The organism is Sphaerisporangium siamense (assembly GCF_014205275.1).
GTDB lineage: Bacteria > Actinomycetota > Actinomycetes > Streptosporangiales > Streptosporangiaceae > Sphaerisporangium > Sphaerisporangium siamense.
Map to the genome: position 1 here is coordinate 4,827,587 of NZ_JACHND010000001.1, position 20,045 is coordinate 4,847,631.

The window sequence follows — 20,045 nt, forward strand, 5'->3', positions numbered from 1 at the left end:
CTTACAACCTCTGCACCACGTCTGCACCATGGGGGAGTGCGCGCCCTCGTGAAGTCGCAGTTCAACCTCGACATAGAAGGCGTTTAAGTACATTATGTCTGCCATGTCGGAAGTTGTCCCACTGCCATCGTTCGGTGAGGTGTTCTTCGACGCCCGGGGCCAGGAGCGTGTCCTCCGGGTCACCTGGCACGACGGCACGCTGGTTCTCAGCCTCTGGCGGGGCGAGATGTGCACCGCCAGTTTCCGCATGCCCATGGAGGACGTCGGCCGCCTGCTCGACACCCTGGAGGAGGGGTACGCCGAGGCGGGCGCCGAGTACGCCGACGGGGGCCACGGGCACGAGGGCGACGACGGCGAGTACGCCGACGAGGGCGAGTACGCCGAGTACCCCGAATATCCGGGCACCGGGCAGTACGCCAGCCCCGCGCGCGGCGAGGACGAGCACGGCGAGTACACCCAGGCCCTGCAGTACCCCGACGACCCCGACCACGCCGACGACCGGTACTCCGAGCACTACGCCGGCGAGGACGACCACGGCCACGACCCTGCGTACGCGCAGGTCCCCGCGCACGGCCCCAAGGACGTCCTGGTGGCCCGGGGCTCCGCGCCCGCCGGCGACAAGCTCGTCGCCTCCGGCTCGCGCCCCGCCGACGCCGCTCCCCGCGAGGAGCGCACGCCCGAGCCGGCCGCCGACGGCATGGGGCCGTCGCGGGCCGCCGCGCACGTGGCGCCGCAGGCGCCGCCCGCCCCGGCCGACTACCCGGGCTCCATGCCGATGCCCAGCACCGGCGCGCAGGCCGTTCCGCCCGGCGCCGCCGAGTACGCCGCCCGCGCCGAGTACGGCGAGCGCCCCGGCCGCCGCGCGTCCACCGACTACCAGCCGTCTTCCGACTACGCCGCCGGGACCCCCGACTACGCCGCCGGGACCCCCGACTACGCCGCCGCGTCCCCTGACTACGACCGCTCCTCCGACTACGAACGAGCCCCCGAGTACGACCGGACCTCCGAATACGACCGGGGCCTCGACTACGACCGCGCCCCTGAGTACGACCGGCCGTCCGGATACGACCGCGCCCCCGAATACGACCCGGCCCTCGGACGCGGCGCCGCGCCCGACTACGACGCGGTCTCCGAGTACGGCCGCTCCCCGGAGTACGGCCGCGCGGCCGGCCCCGTCCAGGAGGACTACGGCCCGCGCCCGGTCTACGGCTCCCCGGCCGAGCCGCCGGTCGGCGCCCCCGAGTACGGCGCAGACCCCCGGACCGGTGCCGAGCACGGCGCCGACGCCCGCACCGGTGCCGAGTACGGCGCCGAGCAGCGGGGCGGGCCCGGGTACGGCGCCGGGTATCAGGGGGTCTCCGAGCCGGGTGGCGGTGAGTACGGACGGTCGCCGCAGTACGGCGGCGGCACCGACTACCGTGGCGCGGCCGACGTTCCGTCCGACCCGGCGCAGTACGGCGGTTCGCCGGCCCCGGCGTACGGCGCCGGGCCCGACTACCCGGCGCCCTCGCAGTACGGCGCCCCCCGCTCCGAGCACGGCGGCACCGCCGACCCCGGCGTCAACCCCGACTACACGCCCCCCACCGGGTACAGCTTCGACGCCGAACGGCTGGCCGCGCCGGCGGACGGCGCCCGCGGCGACTTCTCCGCTCCCGGCGGGTACGCCCCGCGGGACGACGCCGCCGGATACCCTCCACGTGACGACGGCGCCGGATACGCCCCCCGCGAGGAGCACGCCCCCGGCGGGTACGCGCCCCGGGAGGACCCCGCCGGGAGGTACACCCCGCGCGAGGAGCACGGCTCCGGCGGGTACGGACCCGGCGACCATGGCGCGACGGGCGAGTACGGGGGCACGAGTGAGTACGGCTACGGCCGCGCGCCGGCCGACCCGCAGGACCCGTTCGCGGCCACGCCGCCGCTGGACTATTCGGCCCGTCCCGGCTACGGCGGCACGGCCGAGTACCCTCCGCCGTCCGAGTACGGCGGCGCGCGGTACGGGGCCGACCCGGGGGACGTCGTGCCCCGGGAGAACCTGATCGTCAACGACTCCCTGCCCTTCGGCGCCCCGCCCGCCGGCCACCCGCAGGCCGGGGACGCCGACGAGTACGGCTGGGGCGGCCGGCGGCAGGGCCAGGCCGCCGTGGACCCCGCCGACCCCCTCGGTCTGCGGTCGATCACCCCGCAGCCGATCGACTCCACCGACCCGCGCCTGTCGCGCCCGTACGTGCCGGACGCGGTGAACACGACCGGTGAGCGCGCGCGCCCTGAGGGCCGTCCGCACCCGGACGAGGGCGGCCACGGCTACCCGGAGGAAAAGGGCCGCGAGTGGTGACGCGCACGCCCTGACGACACGTCGCGATGACGCGCACGGCCTGACGCCGCGCCGTGGGGTGATGACGTAGTACGCCCTGACGGTACGTCGCGAGGCCGTCGCGTCTCTGTGGCGGCCTCGGAAATGGTCGTGTAACGGCCGGTTACGGGCGTTCGGCTGTGCGAAGGCGTGCGGGGATTGGGCGGTGTACCTGCCCGTACGAGGGCGTCGCCTCGATGACAAGCTGCTTCACCGCTGTTGACCACTTATTCTACGGATCATGGATCTCACGACGGTGTTGCAGCTCGTGCTGCTGCCCGCCGGCGCGGTGGCGGTGGCCGGATTCGCTCGGTGGCGAGGCTGGTCGGTCCCGTTGCTGCTCGTCTCCGCCGGCCTGGTGGTCGGCCTGATCGCGGCACAGGTGCCCGGCGCCCCCGAGTACGAGCTGGACCCCGAGCTCGTGCTGTTCGGCTTCCTGCCGCCCCTGCTCTACTCGGCCGCCCTGGACAGCTCCTACCTGAGGCTGCGCGAGGTGCGCCGCCCGGTGGTGCTGCTGTCGGTCGGGCTCGTGCTGTTCAGCGCCGCCGTCATCGGCCTGCTGACCCACCTGTTGGTGCCCGGCCTGCCGCTGGCCGCGGCCTTCGCCCTGGGCGCGATCGTGGCGCCGCCCGACGCGGTGGCCGCCGTCGCGGTGGCGCGCAAGCTGGGCCTCCCTCGCAAGGTCATCACGATCCTGGTGGGGGAGAGCCTGTTCAACGACGCCACCGCGCTGACGGCCTTCCGGGTCGCGGCGGGGGCGGCGGGCGGGGCCGGTCTGGTCGCGGGCGGGGTGGGCTTCACGCTGGTGACCGCTGCGGGCCAGCTCCTGTACGCGGCGGGGGTGGGGCTGGCCATCGGCCTGGTGCTGGCGCTCGCCTTCGGCCGGCTGATGAACTTCGTCCGCGACCCGCTGATCACGAACGCGATCTCACTGCTGATCCCGTTCGGGTCGTATCTCGCGGCGGAGGCGGTGCACGCGTCCGGGGTGCTGTCGGTCGTGGTGGTGGGCGTCTACCTGGGCCATCGCATGAACCGTACGACGTACGGCACCCGGGTGGTGTCGTACTCGGTGTGGAAGGTGGTCGACTTCCTGCTGGAGAACGTCGTCTTCCTGCTCATCGGCCTCCAGCTTCCCCTGATCCTGCGCGGCCTCGCCGGGCAGGATCCCGTGCGCGTGGCGGGCTACGCGGTGGCGGTGTTCGCCGCGGTGATCGTGGCCCGCGTGATCTGGGTGTTCGCCGGCACCTACCTGCCCCGCGTGCTGTCCCGCAAGATCCGCGAGCGGGAGCCGCGGCCGCCCGTCTCGAACATCATGGTGATCGGCTGGGCGGGCATGCGCGGGGTGGTGTCCCTGGCGGCGGCGTTCACGCTCCCGGCCGACTTCCCCGGCCGGGACCTGATCCTGTTCCTGACCTTCATCGTCGTCATCGGCACGCTGCTGGTGCAGGGCCTGTCGTTCCCGTGGCTGATCAGGAGGCTCGGCGTCTCCAGCGAGGGGGAGGCCTTCCGTGACAACCTTTCGGAGGCGGCGGCGCAGCAGGCGGCGGCCGGGGCGGCGCTGGCCCGGCTGGACGAGCTGACCAGGGAGGGCGTGCAGGAGACGCACGCCGACGTGGTGCACCGTCTGCGCACACACGCCGAGCGCCGCGCGATGGGCGCCTGGGAGCGGCTCGGCGGCGGTACGGGCCCGGAGGGGGAGGAGACCCCCAGCGCGCTGTACCGCAGGCTGCGGCGGGCCATGCTGGAGGCCGAGCGCTCGGTGCTGGTGCGCCTGCGCGACGAGCGGCGCATCGACGACGAGGTGCTGCGCCGGGTCACCCGGGAGCTGGACTACGAGGAGGCGACGCTGGCCCGCGAATAGCCATGATCTGCCCTAAAGTGCTTATTTGTGGCGAGAAACCGGCACAAGTAGGCAGGAGGGATCATGGCCCGGGAAGCGTTGGAAGGCGAGGACCTGCGGATCGGCGTCGCGGGGTTCGGCCTGCGCGGGCCGGTGGCCGTCGAGGCGCACCGGCCCGGCCGCGGCAGCCGGGTCGTGACCGTCTGCGACACCGGCGAGGCCGGCCGGGAGGCCGCGCGGCGCGCGCTCGGCCCGCGGGTCCGGCTCACCGGCGACTTCGCCGACCTGCTCCACCCCGACATCGACGCGGTCATGATCCTCACCCCCGACCACACGCACGCCGCGCTCGCCGTGCGGTCGCTGGAGGCGGGCAAGGCGACCTTCGTCGAGAAGCCGCTCGCCGTCACCCTGGACGACTGCGACCGCGTGCTGCGCACCGCCTACGAGCGGCGGGCCCGGCTGTACGTGGGCCACAACATGCGGCACATGCCGGTCGTGCGCGTGATGCGACGGCTCATCACCGAGGGCGCGATCGGCGAGGTGAAGGCCGTCTGGTGCCGCCACTTCGTCGGGGACGGCGGCGACTACTACTTCAAGGACTGGCACGCCGACCGGCGCAACACCGGGGGCCTGCTGGTGCAGAAGGGCGCCCACGACATCGACGTGATCCACTGGCTGGCCGGGTCCCGTACGGCGCGGGTGACCGGCATGGGCGGCCTCACCGTCTACGGCGGGATCACCGACCGCGCCCCGGGCCTGCCGGAGGACTGGTACGACCGGGCGCGCAACTGGCCCCCGCTCGCGCAGAAGGGCCTGAACCCGGTGGTGGACGTCGAGGACCTGTCGATGATGCACATGCTCCTGGAGAACGGCGTCTACGCCGGCTACCAGCAGTGCCACTACACCCCCGACTACTGGCGCAACTACACCGTCATCGGCACCGAGGGCAGGCTGGAGAACTTCGGCGACCTCGGGGCGGGCGCGGTCGTGCGCGTGTGGAACGCGGGCCGCCGCGCCTACGATCCCGAGGGCGACCTGACCGTGCCGGTCGTCACGGGGGAGAGCGGCCACGGCGGGGCCGACGCGGAACTGGTCGACGAGTTCGTCCGGTTCGCACGGGAGGGCGGCGCGACGGACACCTCGCCGGTGGCGGCGAGGGACAGCGTCGCCGCCGGGCTGCGCGCGACCGAGTCCCTGCGCGACGGCTCGGTGCCGCTGGACGTGCCGCCCCTGGCCGGTGATCTGGCGGAGTATTTCGCGAACGGCCAGTTCTGAGGGAATTCGGTTAGGGTCGATCGCATGCGACTCCTCCCCCTGGCCGCGGCCGCGGCCGTCGGATTCACCGTGCTGACGACCGGGTGCAGCACCGTCGACAAGGCCCAGGCCTGCATCGAGGCCAACCGGGTGCTCGCGGACACCGCCACCAAGATCAGCGGTCTGGTGGACGACCCCAAGGCGATGGAGCAGGCCCTGCGGGACGGCGCCACCAAGCTGGAGGGCGTGGCGGACAAGGCGGGCAACACCACGCTCAACGAGGCCCTCCAGGACCTGGCGGACACCTTCAAGAAGCTCAACATCGACGACGCCAACGCGGCCGTGGACGCGGCCCAGAAGGTGGCGACCGACACTGCGCGGACGGTGAACACGATCGCCCAGGAATGCACCTGATATCGGCTAAAACCCAACTACTCTAGGGGAAAAGGGCATAAACTACGCTTTTTTCTATGGACGTGGAAGGAAAGGAGCCGGACCCCAGGTTCACGCTCGCCAACGAGCGTACGTTCCTGGCCTGGCTCAGCACCTCGCTCGCGCTCAGCGCCGGCGGCCTGGCCATGGCGGTCGTCCCCAAGGACGTCTTCGTGCCCTGGGTGCGGGTCGGGCTCGCGGTCGTGCTGGTGGTGCTGGCCGCGCTGGCGGCGGCCCTGGCCTATCCGCGCTGGCGTGACGTGCAGCGCGCGCTGCGGCGTGACGCGCCGCTGCCCGGCTTCACGCTGGCCCCCGTGTTCGGGTACGGGGTCGCGGCGGTGGCCGTGCTGGCGCTCGTGCTCATCCTCGTCGCCGGGTGAGCGCGGTGCCCGGCGAGGGCGGCCAGGAGGACCGTCCCGGCCTGTACGTCGTGCGCACGCTGCTGGCATGGATGCGCACGGCCATGGCGCTCGCGGCGGGCGGGCTCGCCGCGGCGGGCGCCGCGGCACGGCACTCCGGCGACGGCGCCGGGGCGCTCCCGTTCGTGATCACCGCGCTATGCGGGGCGATCCTGCTCGTGCGCAGCGGCGTGCGCTACTGGCGCGCCGAGCGGGCGCTCCAGGAGGGCGCCCCTCAGGACGTCCATGTGGACGTGATCATCGCCTGGCTGGGCACGCTCGGCCTGGCCGCGGGGACGGCCGTCTTCGTGATCATCACGGTCTGACCCCACGGCGGACGGGCACGACGGGGGGAGGTCAGCCGGAGGCGCCGAGCTCGACCGTGGCGGCGACCTCGGCCGCCCGCTCGGCCTCCTCGGCGGCGAACCGCTCGGCGTCGATCCGGTCGGCGATCTCCTCGTCCTGCCGCATCAGCGCGTCCAGGTTCTGGCCCGCCATGTCCAGCACGCCCATGTCGGCATACGCCTTCCGCAGCCGCTCGCTCCACAGGCCGATGTCCTTGACGCAGGGCACGATGCGGCTGAACAGCAGGGAACGGAACAGCTGGAGGTACTGCGACTCGTCCACGGCCTTCATCGCGTCCTTGACCTCCTGCGGCGACAGGCCCAGGTTCTCCCACTGCTCGACGCCGCGCAGCCGGTCGCGCATGAGGTAGCAGCCCTCGATGACGAAGTCCTCGCGCTCGCGCAGCTCGGCGTCGGAGAGCTGCTTGTAGTAGTCGCGCAGGGCCATGCGGCCGAAGGCGACGTGCCGGGCCTCGTCCTGCATGACGTAGGCGAGGATCTGCTTGGGCAGCGGCTTGGTGGTGATGTCGCGCATCACGCCGAACGCGGCCAGGGCCAGGCCCTCGATCAGCACCTGCATGCCGAGGTAGGGCATGTCCCAGCGCGCGTCGCTCAGCGTGTCGTCCAGCAGCGCCTTGAGGTGCTTGTTGATCGGGTAGGCGATGCCGACCTTCTCCTGCAGGAAGCGGGCGTAGGTCTCGGCGTGCCGGGCCTCGTCCATGGTCTGGGTGGCGGCGTAGAACTTGGAGTCCAGGTCGGGCACCGACTCCACGATGCGGGCGGAGCAGATCATCGCGCCCTGCTCGCCGTGCAGGAACTGGGAGAACTGCCACGACGCGCCGTGCCGCCTGACCTCCCTGCGGTTGTTCTCGTCCATCTTGTGCCACAACGGGGTGTCATAGATGGCGATCGACTGGTCGGGGAGTCCCAGCACGTCGTAGGGGTCGACCTCAAGGCCCCAGTCGATGCGCTTGACCGAGTCCCACTGCTTGTCCTTGCCCTTCTGGTACAGGGCCAGCATCCGATCGCGGCCTTCATCGTATTCCCAGGTGAAACGGGAAGAACCGGCCATCGTCACATCCCAGGTCGAAAGCTCCGCAGGGATGGTGTAGATCTCGTGCGTCGACACAGATCCTCCAGAGGGGGACGTACACCGTACGTGCTCTTGGAGAGTGACACGTACGCTGTACGTACGTCAATGCGCGAGGAGACGACGCACCCATGCCCGAACCCCTCACCCGAGCCCGCATCGTCGCCGCGGCCATCGACCTCATCGAGCGGGAGGGCGCCGACGCGATCTCGATGCGGCGCATCGCGGCCGATCTCGGGGCGGGCGTCATGTCCCTCTACAACCACGTGCCCAACAAGGCCGCGCTGCTCGACGCCGTGGCCGAGAGCGTGTACTCGCGGATCGAGTTCACCGACGACCCCTCGGCCGAGTGGACCGAACGCGTCCGCGCCCAGGCCAGGGCGTTCCGCCAGATCGCGCACCACTACCCGCGCTCCACCATGGTCGTGATCAGCCGCCAGCTCAGGTCGCCGGCGGGCATCCTGCCGGTGGAGCACGCCCTGGTCACGCTGCGCGAGGCCGGCTTCGGCGGCGAGGACGCCGTGCGGCTGCTGCGCACGTTCATCGCCTACATCATCGGCTCGCTGCTGCGCGAGGTCGGCGTCACGCCCACCTTCGCTCCCGCGCAGGGCCAGGACAAGACCCCCGTGGCCGACCCCGCGCTGTTCCCCGAGGTCGGCAGGCTGGCGCCGCTGCTCGGCTCCTGCGACCACGAGGATTCGTTCGAGTTCGGGCTCGACATGCTCATCCGGGCCGCCGCCGACCGCCTGCAGGAGGTGAGGGCGGCCGCCCGGGACGCGGAGACGGGGGACGGCTCCGCCGGGGAGGACGCCCGGGGCGGCGGTGAGAACGCCGGGGCCGCGTTCAAGGGAAGCGCCCGGGGGTGATCCCCCGGGCGCCGGAGTGCTCCCTTCCCCTGGGCACTCACGCGCGCGGCGCCGGTGTCAGTACCAGTTGTGCGACCGGAAGTGGCCCCACGCGCCGCAGGGGGAGCCGTAGCGCCCCCGGATGTACTTCAGACCCCACCGAATCTGGGTCGCCGGGTTGACACGCCAGTCGTGCCCCACGCCGACCATTTTGTTCCCCGGCAGCGCCTGCGGGATCCCGTAGGCGCCGGACGAGGGGTTCTGCGCCCGGTGGTTCCAGTTGCTCTCCCTGGTCCACAGGCTGTCCAGGCAGTGGAACTGCGTCACCGGCCAGGCCCGCCGGGTGACCATGCGGTAGGCGATCGCCTTGTTCCTGCCCTTGGGCGTCCGCGGCGCCCACACCTTCACGGCCGGGCGCGCCCTGGTCGTCCACACGCGGCGATGCACCCGGTAGGGCGCCTGCCACGCGGCCGTCGCGGGCGCCTTGGCGGTGGTGACCCCGGCCGCGGCGGACGCCTTGGCCGCCGGGCGCGGCTGGGCTGCGGTCGCGGCCGTCGCGGGCGCCTGGGCGGCGGTCTTGGTGGCGCTCCGGACCGCGGGCGCCTTGGCGGTGGTTCTGGCGGTGGTCCTGGTGGCGGTCCTGGTGGCGGTCCTGGTCCTGACCTTGGCCGGGGCGGTCCTGGTGGTGACCTTGGCCGCGGGCCCCGTCGCCTTGGCCGCTTTGGCGGCTCTGACGGCTCTGGCGGACCTGCCTGGTGCCGCCGCCCGGCCCGCCCTGGCGGCCTTGGCCGCCTTGACGGTCTTCGGGGCGGCCTTCGCGCCGGGACCCGCGGCCTTTCCCGCCGCCTTCGCCGGGATCCTCGCCGGCGTGGTCACCGGCAGCCGCACCGCGCCCGCGCGGGTCCACATCGGGCGGGCCGGTGGTTCGGCGCCCGTCTGCGCCGCGCCCGTCGCCGGGCTCTCCGCCGGGACGGCCGCCGTCTCCCGCGCGGCCTTGTCCAGCTGCGCGGCGTACGCGGCGTAGGCCTGATGGGCCGCCTCGTACTCCGTCCCGGGGACCGTGGCCTGGACGGCCTCGGCGGGCTGAGCCGCTTCGACCGGCTGGGCGGCCTCGGTGGGCCGGGCGGTCGCGGGCCCGGATTCGGCGGCGGGAACCCCTTCGGGGGTCCGGGCCGCCTGAGCCGTCTCCGTGACGGTGCTCGCCGGGCCGTCGGCTCCGGCGGTGGCCTGGGCCGCGCCCGCCACCGCCGCGTTGACGGCGGTCGCGGCGATGAGCGCGGCGACGGCGCCATGAATAGCGCGTTTACTGTCCAACTCTGTCCTATTCATCGGGTCGCGTGCGGAGGAGGCCGCCAGGGGCGGCCGCTCTCGATGCACACCGGTGGCTCCAGGCGTGCGACGTCCGCGCGGCCGTTCCGGAGTCGGTTGAAGACAGGGCGAAGCTGTCTCCCGGAAGGCGCCGCGACGTGTTCTAGGGCGGTTTCTAATCGGTGCCCCGCGCGTCGTCCGCGTTCCGCGACACGCTCCGGGCGGATGTTTGCCAGAGGGGCATGACATCTCTGCCGTCTCGCGGGGCCTGCTTGGCGCGCGCCGTGCGGGAGATGGGCCGCGCGTGGCCGGGAAATGCCGCCGCGTTGAGGTTTGGCGCGGGCCACGCCCGTGACGCAGGCACTGTGGTGAAATGGCTCACGGCGAGCCGCGCCCCGAGCCGGTGCCCCTTTAAGGTGGCTTCATGAGTCTTCGGGATATTCCGGTGCGCACGCTGGACGGCGCGCCGACGACGCTCGGCCGGCTGGCCGGCGACAAGGTCGTCCTGCTGGTCAACGTGGCGTCCAAGTGCGGTCTGACCCCCCAGTACACCGGGCTGGTCGAGCTCCAGGGACGCTACGGGCCGCGTGGGTTCACGGTCGTCGGCGTGCCGTGCAACCAGTTCGCGGGCCAGGAGCCCGGGACGGCCGAGGAGATCCAGGAGTTCTGCGCCGTCACCTACGGCGTGGACTTCCCGCTGCTGGAGAAGACCGACGTCAACGGCGAGGACCGTCACCCGCTGTACACCGCGCTGGTGGAGCTGCCCGACGCCGAGGGCGCCGCGGGCGACGTCCAGTGGAACTTCGAGAAGTTCCTGATCGGCAGGGACGGCGAGGCGGTCGCCCGCTTCCGCCCGCGCACCGAGCCGGGGGACCCGGCGGTGACCGGGGCCGTGGAGAAGGCGCTCGGCTAGCGCCGCGCCGCGCAGCTGCCCCTGACGATCAGCTCGGTGGGCAGCGTCACGCCCCGCGTACGGCGGCCCTCGCGCAGCACCAGCTCGGCCGCGCGGTAGCCCATGTCCTGGGCCGGCTGCGAGATCACCGTGAGCGGAGGCGAGCACAGCTCCGCCCACGGCACGTCGTCGAACATGATCAGTGAGACGTCGCGCGGCACGCGCAGGTCGAGCTCGCGCGCCGCGAGGACGGCGGCCTCGCCGAGCATGTTGCCGCCCGCCAGCACCGCCGTCAGGCCGGTGCGGTGCTGCAGGAGCCCGGCCGCCGCCGCGTACGCCGAGTCGCGGGTCGCGCGCGCCCGCACGATCAGCTCCTCCTCGACCGGCAGCCCCAGCGCGGCCATCGCCTCGCCGAAGCCGCGCACCCGCTGCTCCTGGCCGTGCCGCGCGAGGAAGGCGACGCGGCGGTGGCCGAGCCCGGCCAGGTACTCGACCGCCGTGCGCATGCCGGAGCGGTCGTCGGCCACGACGGCGGGGACGTCCTCGCGCCCCCGCACCGGCCGCTCGGCGAACACGACGCTCAGCCCGGCGCGGAAGGCCGGGCCCCACATCTCGCCGTCGCCCGAGGGCACGGCGATCACGCGCTCCACGCTCTCCTCGATGAGCGAGCCGATCAGTTCGGCCTCCCGTTCGGGGTCGTCGCCGGTGGCCCCGATCATCACCGGCTCACCCGCCGCCTGCGCGCAGGTGAGCACGCCGTCGGCCAGCCGGGCGTAGAAGGTGTCGGTGATGTCCGGCACGAGCAGGCCGATGCCGCCGGTCCGCCTGCGGCGGAGGTTGCGGCCGAGCGCGCTCGGGCGGTAGTCCAGCCGCGCCGCGGCGGCCAGGACCTTCTCGCGCGTCGCCGGGCTCGCCGACCCTCCCGACAGCACCCGCGACACGGTCGCGACGCCGACCTCCGCCGCCTCGGCCACGTCCTTGATCGTCGTCCGACGCTGCCCGCTCATCCGCATGGAAACGATTCCATCATGCTTTCCATCGCCTGGCCAAGCTCGCACCGGCATCCGAGGAGGTGAAGCGCATATTTTTCTGGAGGGCTTGACAGAGATGTCCGGTTCAGATGAGATTCATGAAAACGTATCCACATCCGGCGGCACCCCGGACGCACGAAGGACTGCCATGGCATCAATCGTTCTGCGCAACGTCGACAAGATCTACGCCGGCGGTGTGAAGGCCGTGAACGGCCTCAACCTGGAGATCAGGGACGGCGAGTTCATGGTGCTCGTGGGCCCGTCGGGATGTGGCAAGTCCACCGCGCTGCGCATGATCGCCGGACTTGAGGACATCAGCGGCGGCGAGATCTCCATCGGCGACCGGGTGGTCAACCACCTGCCGCCGAAGGACCGCGACATCGCGATGGTGTTCCAGAACTACGCCCTCTACCCGCACATGACGGTGGAGGAGAACCTGGCTTTCGGCCTCAAGCTCCGCAAGATGCCCAAGGCCGAGATCGCCAAGCGCGTTCAGGAGGCCGCCAAGATGCTCGGCCTCGACCAGTACCTCAAGCGCAAGCCCGCCGCCCTGTCCGGCGGCCAGCGCCAGCGCGTCGCGATGGGCCGCGCGATCGTCCGCGAGCCGCAGGCGTTCCTCATGGACGAGCCGCTGTCCAACCTGGACGCCAAGCTCCGCGTCTCCATGCGTGCCTCCCTCAACACCCTGCACGAGCGCCTCGGCGTCACCACCGTGTACGTCACCCACGACCAGGTCGAGGCCATGACCCTCGGCGACCGGGTCTGCGTGCTGCGCGACGGCATCCTCCAGCAGGTCGACACCCCGCAGAACCTCTTCGACAGCCCGGTCAACCTGTTCGTCGCCGGCTTCATGGGCTCCCCGTCCATGAACTTCGTCAACGCCGAGCTCGTCCGGAGCGACGGCGGCGCCGCCGTGGTGTTCGGCGGCCACCGTCTCCCGGTGCCCGACTCGACGTTCGCCGAGAAGCCGGGCCTGGACCAGTACCTGGGCAAGAAGCTGATCCTCGGCATCCGCCCCTCCGACTTCGAGGACGCCGCGGCGGCCAGCGGCGGCGCCGGCGGCTGGGCGCGCTTCCCCGCCCGCGCGGAGGTCACCGAGGAGCTGGGCAGCGAGATCAACGTGCTGTTCCTCATCGACGCCCCGCCGGTCGAGCACCGCGACACCGTGGCCGCCCAGGACGCCGAGGACGACGAGGCCGCGCTGCCCCTGGTCGGCGACAAGTCGCTGTGGACCGCCCGCGTGAACTCCCGCAGCCACGTCCGCCCCGGCCAGAACATCGAGCTCGCCGTGGACGTCCACAACCTGCACTTCTTCGACACCGACAGCGGCCTCGCCGTCGGCCACCCGGCCAACGTCGGCCGCTGAGCGCCTCAGACCACTTCTCCATCCCTGCGAAGAGCCCCCGCCGTGAACCCCTCCCACGGCGGGGGCTCTTCGCGTTCAAGGAAGGGGGCACGGGAGTGCGATGGTTGCGCAAAACCGGTGCGCCGGACGCCTGACGTCCCGCTTAGGTGCATAGAACGGTTGCGTCGACATCTCGCTCGGCTTACGGGCGATGTCTCCCACAGCCGGAAACACGCCCATCGGAGAGTGCTGAATGGCGGCGAAACGCACCATACCTATGTTTGTGGCATTGATCCTGACCGGTGTGACCGGGGCGGGACCCGCGGCGGCGGCCGTCGTGACCACGTCGGCCGCCTCGGGGCCCGTCGCGCACGTGGAGCAGCGGCCCGTGTCCCGTATCCCGGCCGTGCCTCCGAACGCACCGAGGAACCTGAGACTCATCCAGATCACCGCGACCCTCATCAGGCTGCGGTGGGACCCGCCCGCGGACGACCCGTACCCGCCGCGCCCCGGCGTGGTCGCCTATGACATCTACGCCACCGGATCGCCGTTCCGGCTGATCGCCACGGTGCGCGGCACCGTCCTGACCTACCTGGACCGGCGCCGGTTCTGCGACACGGTCTCGTACTTCGTCAGGGCGCGGAACGCGGCGGGCGAGGTGTCGGCGCCGAGCAACGTCGTCACCCGTCACCGCTCGGAATGCAAGCGGCACCATGACGAGGACGCCGTGGACAACGAGCCCGACGCCAAGATCGACGACCGCGTCGACCACGTGGACGACAAGTCCCATCACGGCTCCGGGAACGACCAGGAGGTCATCAGGGCCGACAAGCTGCTCGCCCTGGAGGACTCCTCCGACGGCGGCGGCGGAGGCCACGAGTCCGACCACGATGAGGGACACGGCGGCCCCGGCGGCGCGGGCGCGGAGGCGCACGCGGCCGGCGGACCACAGGCCGGCGGCGGCCACGAGCACGCGGGCGGGCAGCAGGCCGGCAAGCAGCTCCCCTTCACCGGCGCGCCCGTGGCCGCGCTCGCGGGAGTCGGCGGGGCCCTGCTGGTCTCCGGAGCCGCCGGTGTCCTGATCTCCGTGCGGCGCCGCCGATCCACTGGTGCGCGCTAGACGGCGCCGGCGCGTCGTCGCCGCCGCGCTCCTGCCGGTTCTCGTCCTCACGTCGTACGGGGGCTGGACGGCGTATGCCGGCCTGAGCGTGCGCGACCACCTGCAGGCGACCAGGGACGCCCTGGTGCACCTGCGCGCGGTGATGAGTGCCCGTGACCTCGCCCGGATCCGCGTGACGCTGGCCGACGCCCAGCGTCACGCGGCCGAGGCGCGGCGCATCACCTCCCGCCCCGACTGGGCGCTGCTCACCCACCTGCCCGTGATCGGTGACGGCGCCACGACCGTGCGAGGGCTCGCCGAGTCGGCCGCCGAGGTCACCGGCGTGCTGGCCGGCGTCCAAGGGGTCGGCGCCTCCCTCCTCACGGCCGGTTCCGGCGCAGACGACGTCGACCGGCTCCTGAACGGTCTCAGGACGGCCGCCCCGGTCCTGCACGGTGCCACCGCCCGGCTCACCCGGGCACGCGACCGCCTGGCGGCCACTCCCGCGCGCACCCGCGTGGCCTCCGTGGACGAGGCGCGGGGCAAGGTCCTCGACGAGCTGGACCGGCTGCGCGGCTGGGTCGGCTCCGCGGCGACCGCCGCGGAACTGCTGCCGCCCATGCTGGGCGGCGACGGCCCGCGCCGCTACTTCCTGGCCTTCCAGACCAACGCCGAATCACGGGGGACCGGCGGCCTCGTCGGCGCGTTCGGCATCCTCTCCGCCGACCACGGCCGTGTCCGCGTCACGCGCCTGGCCGCCAACAACGACCTGACCCCGAGCGCCCGCCCCGTCGTCGACCACGGCCCGGCTTTCCGCGACCGGTACGGCGAGGGTGCGGCCAAGCTGCTCTCGGTCTCCAACCTCTCCCCGCACTTCCCCTACGCCGCCAGGACCTGGACCGCGCTCTGGGAGCGCCGGACCGGCCGGCGGCTGGACGGCGCCCTCGCGATCGACCCGGTCGGCCTGTCCTACGTGCTCGCCGTGATCGGGCCGGTCACCCTGCCGGGCGGGGAGCGGGTGACCACCTCCAACGTCGTCGACCTGACCGAGCGCGCGGCCTACGAGCGCTACCCCGACCCGGTGCGGCGCAAGCGCTTCCTCATCGCGATCGCCGCGGCCGTCGGCGAGGCGCTGCCCAAGGCGTTCCCCGCGCCCTCCCACCTGCTGCCCGTGCTGAAGCCCATGGCCGAGGAGCGCAGGCTCCAGATATGGAGCCGCCACGACGCCGAGCAGCGGCGCCTGTCCGCCACCGCGCTCGGCGGCGTGCTGCCGCGGCGGCCGGGGCCGTACGCCGGTCTGGTGGTCAACAACTCGGCCGGCGGCAAGCTGGACTATTACCTGAACCGCTCAGTGGATTACACGCTGGGCCCCTGCAGGAACGGCCGGCGGCCGTCGCGCGTGCGGATCCGGCTCACCAACGACGTGCCCCGCGTGGCGCTGCCGTCCTACGTCACCGGCAGGCTCGACAGCCCCGACCGGCCGCACGTGGCCGGCTCCAACCTGCTGTGGGTGTCGCTGTACGCCGGGCTCGGCAGCGAGCTCACCGGCACGCGTGTGGACGGCCGGCCCGTCTGGGCCCGCACGGAGACCGAGAGGTCCCACCCGGTGCACTCCATCCTCCTGGAGCTGGCGCCCGGCCAGTCCAGGACCTGGGAGCTCGACCTCACCGAGCCCGGCTCCGGCGCCGTTCCCGTGGTCCCGGCGCAGCCCTTGGCCCGCCCGCAGCAGACCCGGGTCGACCAGGACCGGCGTGGCTGCCCGCCCTGACCCGTGGACCCCCGCGCCGCGTGAGGAGGGCTTCCGCCTGCTGTTCGTCTGCACCGCCAACATCTGCCGCTCCCCGATCGCCGAGCGGTACGCCCGCGCCGCGCTGGGCGCGGGCTCACCCGTCGTCGTGGAGAGCGCCGGCGTCCGCGCCGTGCCCGGACGGCCGATGGCCCCCGGGGCGGCGCGCGTGCTGGAGAAGATGGGCGCCGACCCCTCGGGGTTCGCCGCGCGCCGGCTGACCTCGCGGATGCTGGAGGAGGCCGACCTGGTGCTGACCGCCACGACCGCGCATCGCGGGTCGGTGGTTCAGGAGTGCCCGCGGATCTCCCGCAGGGTCTTCACCATCACCGAGTTCGGGGCGTTGACCGGGGCCGTGCTCACGCGGCCCCGGTCGGCGGCGGACCTCGCCCGGGAGGGGGACCCGGTACGGCGGGCCCATGTCCTGCTCGCTCAGGCGCGGGCGCTGCGCGGGCTCGTCCCGGTGGACGAACCCGACGTGCCCGATCCGTACGGCAGGTGGGCCCGCGCCTACAGGTCGGCCGCCCGGCGGATCGCCGAGGGACTGTCGGCGCCGCTGGAGACGCTGACCGCCGTGGCCGCCCCGGCCTCGGCCGGCGGGCGCGGCACCTCCTCCGGCTGGTAGGAGCCGTCGTAGCCGTAGGTGTCCTTGGTCTTTGCGGGCACGAGGTTCAGTACGCTTCCCACCACGCGGGCGTTGATGGACGACAGCAGCTCGGTCGCGCGCGCGATGTGCCCCATGCGCGTCCTGCCGTGCCGGGCGATGAGCAGCGTGCTGTCGCAGACGGCGGCCAGCGAGGCGGCGTCGGTCACCGGCAGCAGCGGGGGAGTGTCGATGATGACGATGTCGTAGGTGTCGGTGAGCGTGGCCAGCAGCTTGCGCATCCCCTGCGAGTTGAGCAGCTCGCTCGGGTTCGGCGGGATCCGCCCGCTGGTCAGCACGGTGAGGGACGGCGGCCCCCAGGTCTGGGCCACGTCCTCCAGCGAGGCCGAGCCGATCAGCACGTCGGTGAGCCCCGCCGACCCTTCGAGGCCGAACTGGGCGGCGACCCGGGGACGGCGCAGGTCGGCGTCCACGATCACCACCCGCCAGTCGGCCTGGGCGAGCACGATGGCGAGGTTGACGGCGATCGAGGTCTTCCCCTCCCCGGCGAGGCAACTGGTGACCACCAGCGAACGCGGTCGCCGGTCGACGCTGATGAACTGCAGGTTCGTGCGCATCGCCCGGAACGCCTCGGCCCGGGAGGATACGCCGCGGTCGCGGATGATCAGCGGGTGCCGCTGGGCGTCACGCTCGCGCCCGATCACCCCGATGGTCGGGCTCTTCGACACGGCCTGCAGCGTCTCGGGCGTCTTGATGGTGGTGTCCACGCGATCGCGTAGCACGAGCGCGCCGATGACGGCGGCCAGGGCGATCAGCTCCGCGACGAGCAGGTTGACCAGCGGGCGTGGGCTGACCGGCCTGACCGGGACGCTCGCCTGGTCCACCACCGTCACCCTGACCGTGGACGGGCTGGACCGGCTCGGGCGCTCCAGCTTGTCGATCACCTGCGGAAAGACCACGCCCAGCTTGTCGGCCAGCCGCGCCGCGCGGACGGGGTCGCTGTCGGTGACCGTGACGCGGATCAGCGTGGTCATGGGAATGGCCTCGGCCTTGATGCCGGCCTGGACGCGACCGACCTCGTCCGGTCCGGCGATCTGGCCGACCACCCGCCGGCTGGACACGAGGCTCGCGTACGACTGCACCCGCTGCTGGGAGAGCGCGCCCGCCTGGATGGCGGTCGCGAGACTGCCCTCCTTGTCGTATCCCGTCACCAGCATGTCGATCTGTGCCTGGTAGCGGGGCGGCGTCTTGGCGGTGACGACCATGGCCGCGGCGGCGGAGGCGATCAGCGCCAGCGCGATGAGCGCCCAGTGCGCGCGGATGAGCCGGAGGTAGTAGAGGCCTTGCACGGATCAACGCCTTTCGGTGATGCTGACGGCGGGTTCGCCGGCGGGTCCGGGAACCGGGCTGTGCGCCTTCTGCAGGAGCCCGATGAGCACGATGACCGCGGCGACCGCGGCGACCGTGGTGATGAGGGGCGGGGTGAGTCGCAAGGTCATCGCCAGGTTGAGCGCGCCTGAGAGGGCCGCGGCGCCGGCCAGGACGAGGGTCGTGCCCCCGACGCTGAGGCCGAGCGCGTTGAGGCGGTGGGACAGGTGGTCGGTGGCGCCGAGCAGAAGAGGACGGCCGGCGCGCGCCCGGGACAGCAGCACCACCCCGGTGTCGATCGTGGCGACGAACGTGGGCAGGAGCAGGGTCCCGATCACCTGGTCCGGGGCCTCGTCCCTCGCCACCGCCGTGGCGGAACAGGCCACGACGAACCCGATGAAGAGCGAGCCGGAGTCGCCCATGAACACCCTGGCGGGCGCCCAGTTGTGCAGCAGGAACCCCACGCCGGCGCAGCACAGCGCGGTCAGCATCATGCCGATCATCGGCCGGCCGGCGACGAAGGCCGTGACGGCGAGCGGGGCGGCGCCGGCCGCCGTGATGGCGCCGAGCGAGCCGTCCTGGTTGTCGAGCAGGTTGAACGAGTTCGTGATCAGGACGATCCACAGGATCGTCAGCGGGACGTCCGGCCAGCCGCCCGTCACGGGGGCGTGGAGCCCGCCCAGCACGACCCCGGCCGCCGCCACCGACTCGACGCCGAGCCGGGCGATGGGGGAGAGCGGCGCGATGTCGTCGATCAGGCCGAGCAGCGCCACGGCGACGGCGGCGCAGATCACCACGGCGAGCGTGAGGTCGTTCAGGCCGACGATGACGATCACGGGGGCGACGGTGCCCAGCATGATCGCGACTCCCCCGAGATAGGGGATCGGGCGGGCGTGCGCCTTGTACCCGCCCGGGCGGTCGGTGATGCCCCAGCGGATCGCGAGCCGGCCGAGTGGCCCCGTCGCGAGCGCGGTGAGCAGGAAACCGGCCAGCCCGGTCATGAGGATCGTGGACGCGTTCATCGCGGGGACGCCACCAGTTCGCCCTGGGCCTCGACGATGGTCTCCCGCAGGATGTCGAGGAGCGAGCGCCGCGGCGTCCACCCGGTGAGGGCGTGCAGCTTCGCCGTGTCGGGGACCCGGCGGGTCATGTCCTCGAAGCCGGTCTCGTACGCCTGCGCGTACGGGATGTTCTCGATCCCGCTCGACGTCCCGGTCAGCTCGATGATCATCTTGGCCAGCTCCAGGATGGTGACCTCGTGGGAGGCGCCGACGTTGAACGTCTCGCCGATCGCCTCCTCCCGGTCCAGCAGCTCCAGCAGCGCCACCACCACGTCGGCCACGTGGGCGAAACACCGGGTCTGGGTGCCGTCGCCGAAGACGGTGAGCGGCGTGCCGCCGAGCGCCTGCCGGATCAGGCGGGGGATGACCATCCCGTAGGCGGGGCTCTGCCGGGGGCCCACCGTGTTGAACAGCCGCACGACGACGGTCGGCAGGCCGCGTTCCTTGTGGTAGGCGTTGGCGAGGATCTCGTCCACCGCCTTGGCCGTGCTGTAGGCCCACCTGACCACCGCCGGGCTGCCGAGCACGCGGTCGGAGAGCTCCGACAGCGGGCCGCTGGAGTTCTTCCCGTAGATCTCGCTCGTGCTGGTGATCAAAATCTTCCTGCGGTAGCGGTGCGCCGCCTCGATCACGATCTCCGACCCGCGGATGTTGGTCGTCAGCGACCGCAGCGGGTGGTCGACGATCAGCTTCACCCCGACGGCGGCGGCGAGGTGCACGACGACGTCGCACCGGTGCACCAGCTCGTCGACGATGAGCTCGTCCAGCACCGAGCCCTGGACGAACCGCAGGCGCGGATGGCCGAGGACGTGTTCGATGTTGGCGATGCGCCCGGTCGACAGGTTGTCCAGGACGCACACGGAGTCGCCGCGCGCGAGCAGGGAATCGGTCAGATGGGATCCGATGAACCCGCTCCCGCCGGTTATCAGGTAGGTCTTCCCTGGCGAGTCGTTCACGGCTTCTCCTGTCAGCGTGCGAGGACGTCCTTGGTGGTCGAT

The 20,045-nt window shown here is 72.6% G+C and carries 18 protein-coding genes; 12 read left to right on the forward strand and 6 right to left on the reverse strand.

The features are described 5' to 3' along the window. Nucleotides 1–103: 103 nt before the first annotated feature. The 6 genes from BJ982_RS22430 to BJ982_RS22455 all read left to right on the forward strand — a co-directional run bounded on the left by BJ982_RS22430 (nucleotide 104) and on the right by BJ982_RS22455 (nucleotide 6,600). Nucleotides 104–2,332, forward strand: coding sequence for a hypothetical protein (locus tag BJ982_RS22430; protein ID WP_184883095.1), 2,229 nt, complete (start codon nucleotides 104–106; stop codon nucleotides 2,330–2,332). A 259-nt stretch (nucleotides 2,333–2,591) separates the two neighbouring features. Next, nucleotides 2,592–4,211 carry a Na+/H+ antiporter gene (locus tag BJ982_RS22435; protein ID WP_184883097.1) on the forward strand — a complete coding sequence of 540 codons (1,620 nt, stop codon included), beginning with the start codon at nucleotides 2,592–2,594 and terminating at the stop codon, nucleotides 4,209–4,211. Nucleotides 4,212–4,274: 63 nt separating this feature from the next. Continuing rightward, nucleotides 4,275–5,465 carry a Gfo/Idh/MocA family protein gene (locus BJ982_RS22440; RefSeq protein ID WP_184883099.1) on the forward strand — a complete coding sequence of 397 codons (1,191 nt, stop codon included), beginning with the start codon at nucleotides 4,275–4,277 and terminating at the stop codon, nucleotides 5,463–5,465. Nucleotides 5,466–5,489: 24 nt separating this feature from the next. Then, nucleotides 5,490–5,858: a DUF8711 family protein gene (locus BJ982_RS22445; RefSeq protein ID WP_184883101.1), complete on the forward strand. Its 369-nt coding sequence runs from the start codon at nucleotides 5,490–5,492 to the stop codon at nucleotides 5,856–5,858. 56 nt (nucleotides 5,859–5,914) lie between these two features. Beyond that, nucleotides 5,915–6,256: a YidH family protein gene (locus tag BJ982_RS22450; RefSeq protein WP_184883104.1), complete on the forward strand. Its 342-nt coding sequence runs from the start codon at nucleotides 5,915–5,917 to the stop codon at nucleotides 6,254–6,256. Further along, complete coding sequence (locus tag BJ982_RS22455; RefSeq protein WP_184883106.1) at nucleotides 6,253–6,600, forward strand: DUF202 domain-containing protein; 348 nt, start codon at nucleotides 6,253–6,255, stop codon at nucleotides 6,598–6,600. The genes BJ982_RS22450 and BJ982_RS22455 overlap by 4 nt, the downstream gene beginning before the upstream one ends. A gap of 31 nt (nucleotides 6,601–6,631) precedes the next feature. Here BJ982_RS22455 and BJ982_RS22460 read toward each other — a convergent pair whose 3' ends face one another. Continuing rightward, nucleotides 6,632–7,747: a ferritin-like domain-containing protein gene (locus tag BJ982_RS22460; protein ID WP_184883108.1), complete on the reverse strand. Its 1,116-nt coding sequence runs from the start codon at nucleotides 7,745–7,747 to the stop codon at nucleotides 6,632–6,634. 92 nt (nucleotides 7,748–7,839) lie between these two features. On the opposite strand from BJ982_RS22460, the gene BJ982_RS22465 reads away from it, so the two are divergent. Continuing rightward, the gene (locus BJ982_RS22465; protein WP_184883110.1) at nucleotides 7,840–8,574 is read left to right on the forward strand and encodes a TetR/AcrR family transcriptional regulator; all 735 of its coding nucleotides are present in this window, start codon (nucleotides 7,840–7,842) and stop codon (nucleotides 8,572–8,574) included. A gap of 57 nt (nucleotides 8,575–8,631) precedes the next feature. Here the strand turns inward: BJ982_RS22465 and BJ982_RS40970 are convergent, their stop codons facing one another. Continuing rightward, complete coding sequence (locus BJ982_RS40970) at nucleotides 8,632–9,867, reverse strand: aggregation-promoting factor C-terminal-like domain-containing protein (protein WP_373869601.1); 1,236 nt, start codon at nucleotides 9,865–9,867, stop codon at nucleotides 8,632–8,634. A 418-nt stretch (nucleotides 9,868–10,285) separates the two neighbouring features. Here BJ982_RS40970 and BJ982_RS22475 point away from each other — a divergent pair, with 418 nt between their 5' ends. Beyond that, nucleotides 10,286–10,774 carry a glutathione peroxidase gene (locus BJ982_RS22475; protein WP_184883112.1) on the forward strand — a complete coding sequence of 163 codons (489 nt, stop codon included), beginning with the start codon at nucleotides 10,286–10,288 and terminating at the stop codon, nucleotides 10,772–10,774. On the opposite strand, the gene BJ982_RS22480 is transcribed toward BJ982_RS22475, so the two are convergent. Then, on the reverse strand, nucleotides 10,771–11,760 hold the full coding sequence (locus BJ982_RS22480; RefSeq protein WP_184883115.1) for a LacI family DNA-binding transcriptional regulator: 990 nt from the start codon (nucleotides 11,758–11,760) through the stop codon (nucleotides 10,771–10,773). The two genes, BJ982_RS22475 and BJ982_RS22480, sit on opposite strands and share 4 nt — an antisense overlap. Nucleotides 11,761–11,932: 172 nt before the next feature. Here BJ982_RS22480 and BJ982_RS22485 point away from each other — a divergent pair, with 172 nt between their 5' ends. The 4 genes from BJ982_RS22485 (at nucleotide 11,933) to BJ982_RS22500 (ending at nucleotide 16,639) form a co-directional block, all read left to right on the forward strand. Further along, nucleotides 11,933–13,150: an ABC transporter ATP-binding protein gene (locus BJ982_RS22485; RefSeq protein WP_184883117.1), complete on the forward strand. Its 1,218-nt coding sequence runs from the start codon at nucleotides 11,933–11,935 to the stop codon at nucleotides 13,148–13,150. Between the two features lie 268 nt (nucleotides 13,151–13,418). Further along, a complete protein-coding gene (locus BJ982_RS22490) occupies nucleotides 13,419–14,249 on the forward strand; it encodes a fibronectin type III domain-containing protein (RefSeq protein WP_184883119.1) in 831 nt (276 codons plus the stop codon). Beyond that, complete coding sequence (locus tag BJ982_RS22495) at nucleotides 14,239–15,996, forward strand: DUF4012 domain-containing protein (RefSeq protein ID WP_184883120.1); 1,758 nt, start codon at nucleotides 14,239–14,241, stop codon at nucleotides 15,994–15,996. Before BJ982_RS22490 ends, BJ982_RS22495 begins: the two co-directional genes overlap by 11 nt. After that, entirely contained in the window at nucleotides 15,980–16,639 is a 660-nt protein-coding gene (locus BJ982_RS22500) for an arsenate reductase/protein-tyrosine-phosphatase family protein (protein WP_184883122.1), read from the forward strand. Before BJ982_RS22495 ends, BJ982_RS22500 begins: the two co-directional genes overlap by 17 nt. Here the strand turns inward: BJ982_RS22500 and BJ982_RS40555 are convergent. Genes BJ982_RS40555 through BJ982_RS22515 form a run of 3 tightly spaced genes read right to left on the reverse strand, consistent with a single transcriptional unit; the run spans nucleotide 16,525 to nucleotide 20,003 of the window. Further along, nucleotides 16,525–17,967 carry a tyrosine-protein kinase domain-containing protein gene (locus tag BJ982_RS40555; RefSeq protein WP_184883124.1) on the reverse strand — a complete coding sequence of 481 codons (1,443 nt, stop codon included), beginning with the start codon at nucleotides 17,965–17,967 and terminating at the stop codon, nucleotides 16,525–16,527. The genes BJ982_RS22500 and BJ982_RS40555 overlap by 115 nt on opposite strands. A gap of 3 nt (nucleotides 17,968–17,970) precedes the next feature. Then, the gene (locus tag BJ982_RS22510) at nucleotides 17,971–19,008 is read right to left on the reverse strand and encodes a glycosyltransferase family 4 protein (RefSeq protein ID WP_184883126.1); all 1,038 of its coding nucleotides are present in this window, start codon (nucleotides 19,006–19,008) and stop codon (nucleotides 17,971–17,973) included. Further along, the gene (locus tag BJ982_RS22515; protein WP_239122784.1) at nucleotides 19,005–20,003 is read right to left on the reverse strand and encodes a GDP-mannose 4,6-dehydratase; all 999 of its coding nucleotides are present in this window, start codon (nucleotides 20,001–20,003) and stop codon (nucleotides 19,005–19,007) included. Before BJ982_RS22515 ends, BJ982_RS22510 begins: the two co-directional genes overlap by 4 nt. Nucleotides 20,004–20,045: the final 42 nt, after the last annotated feature.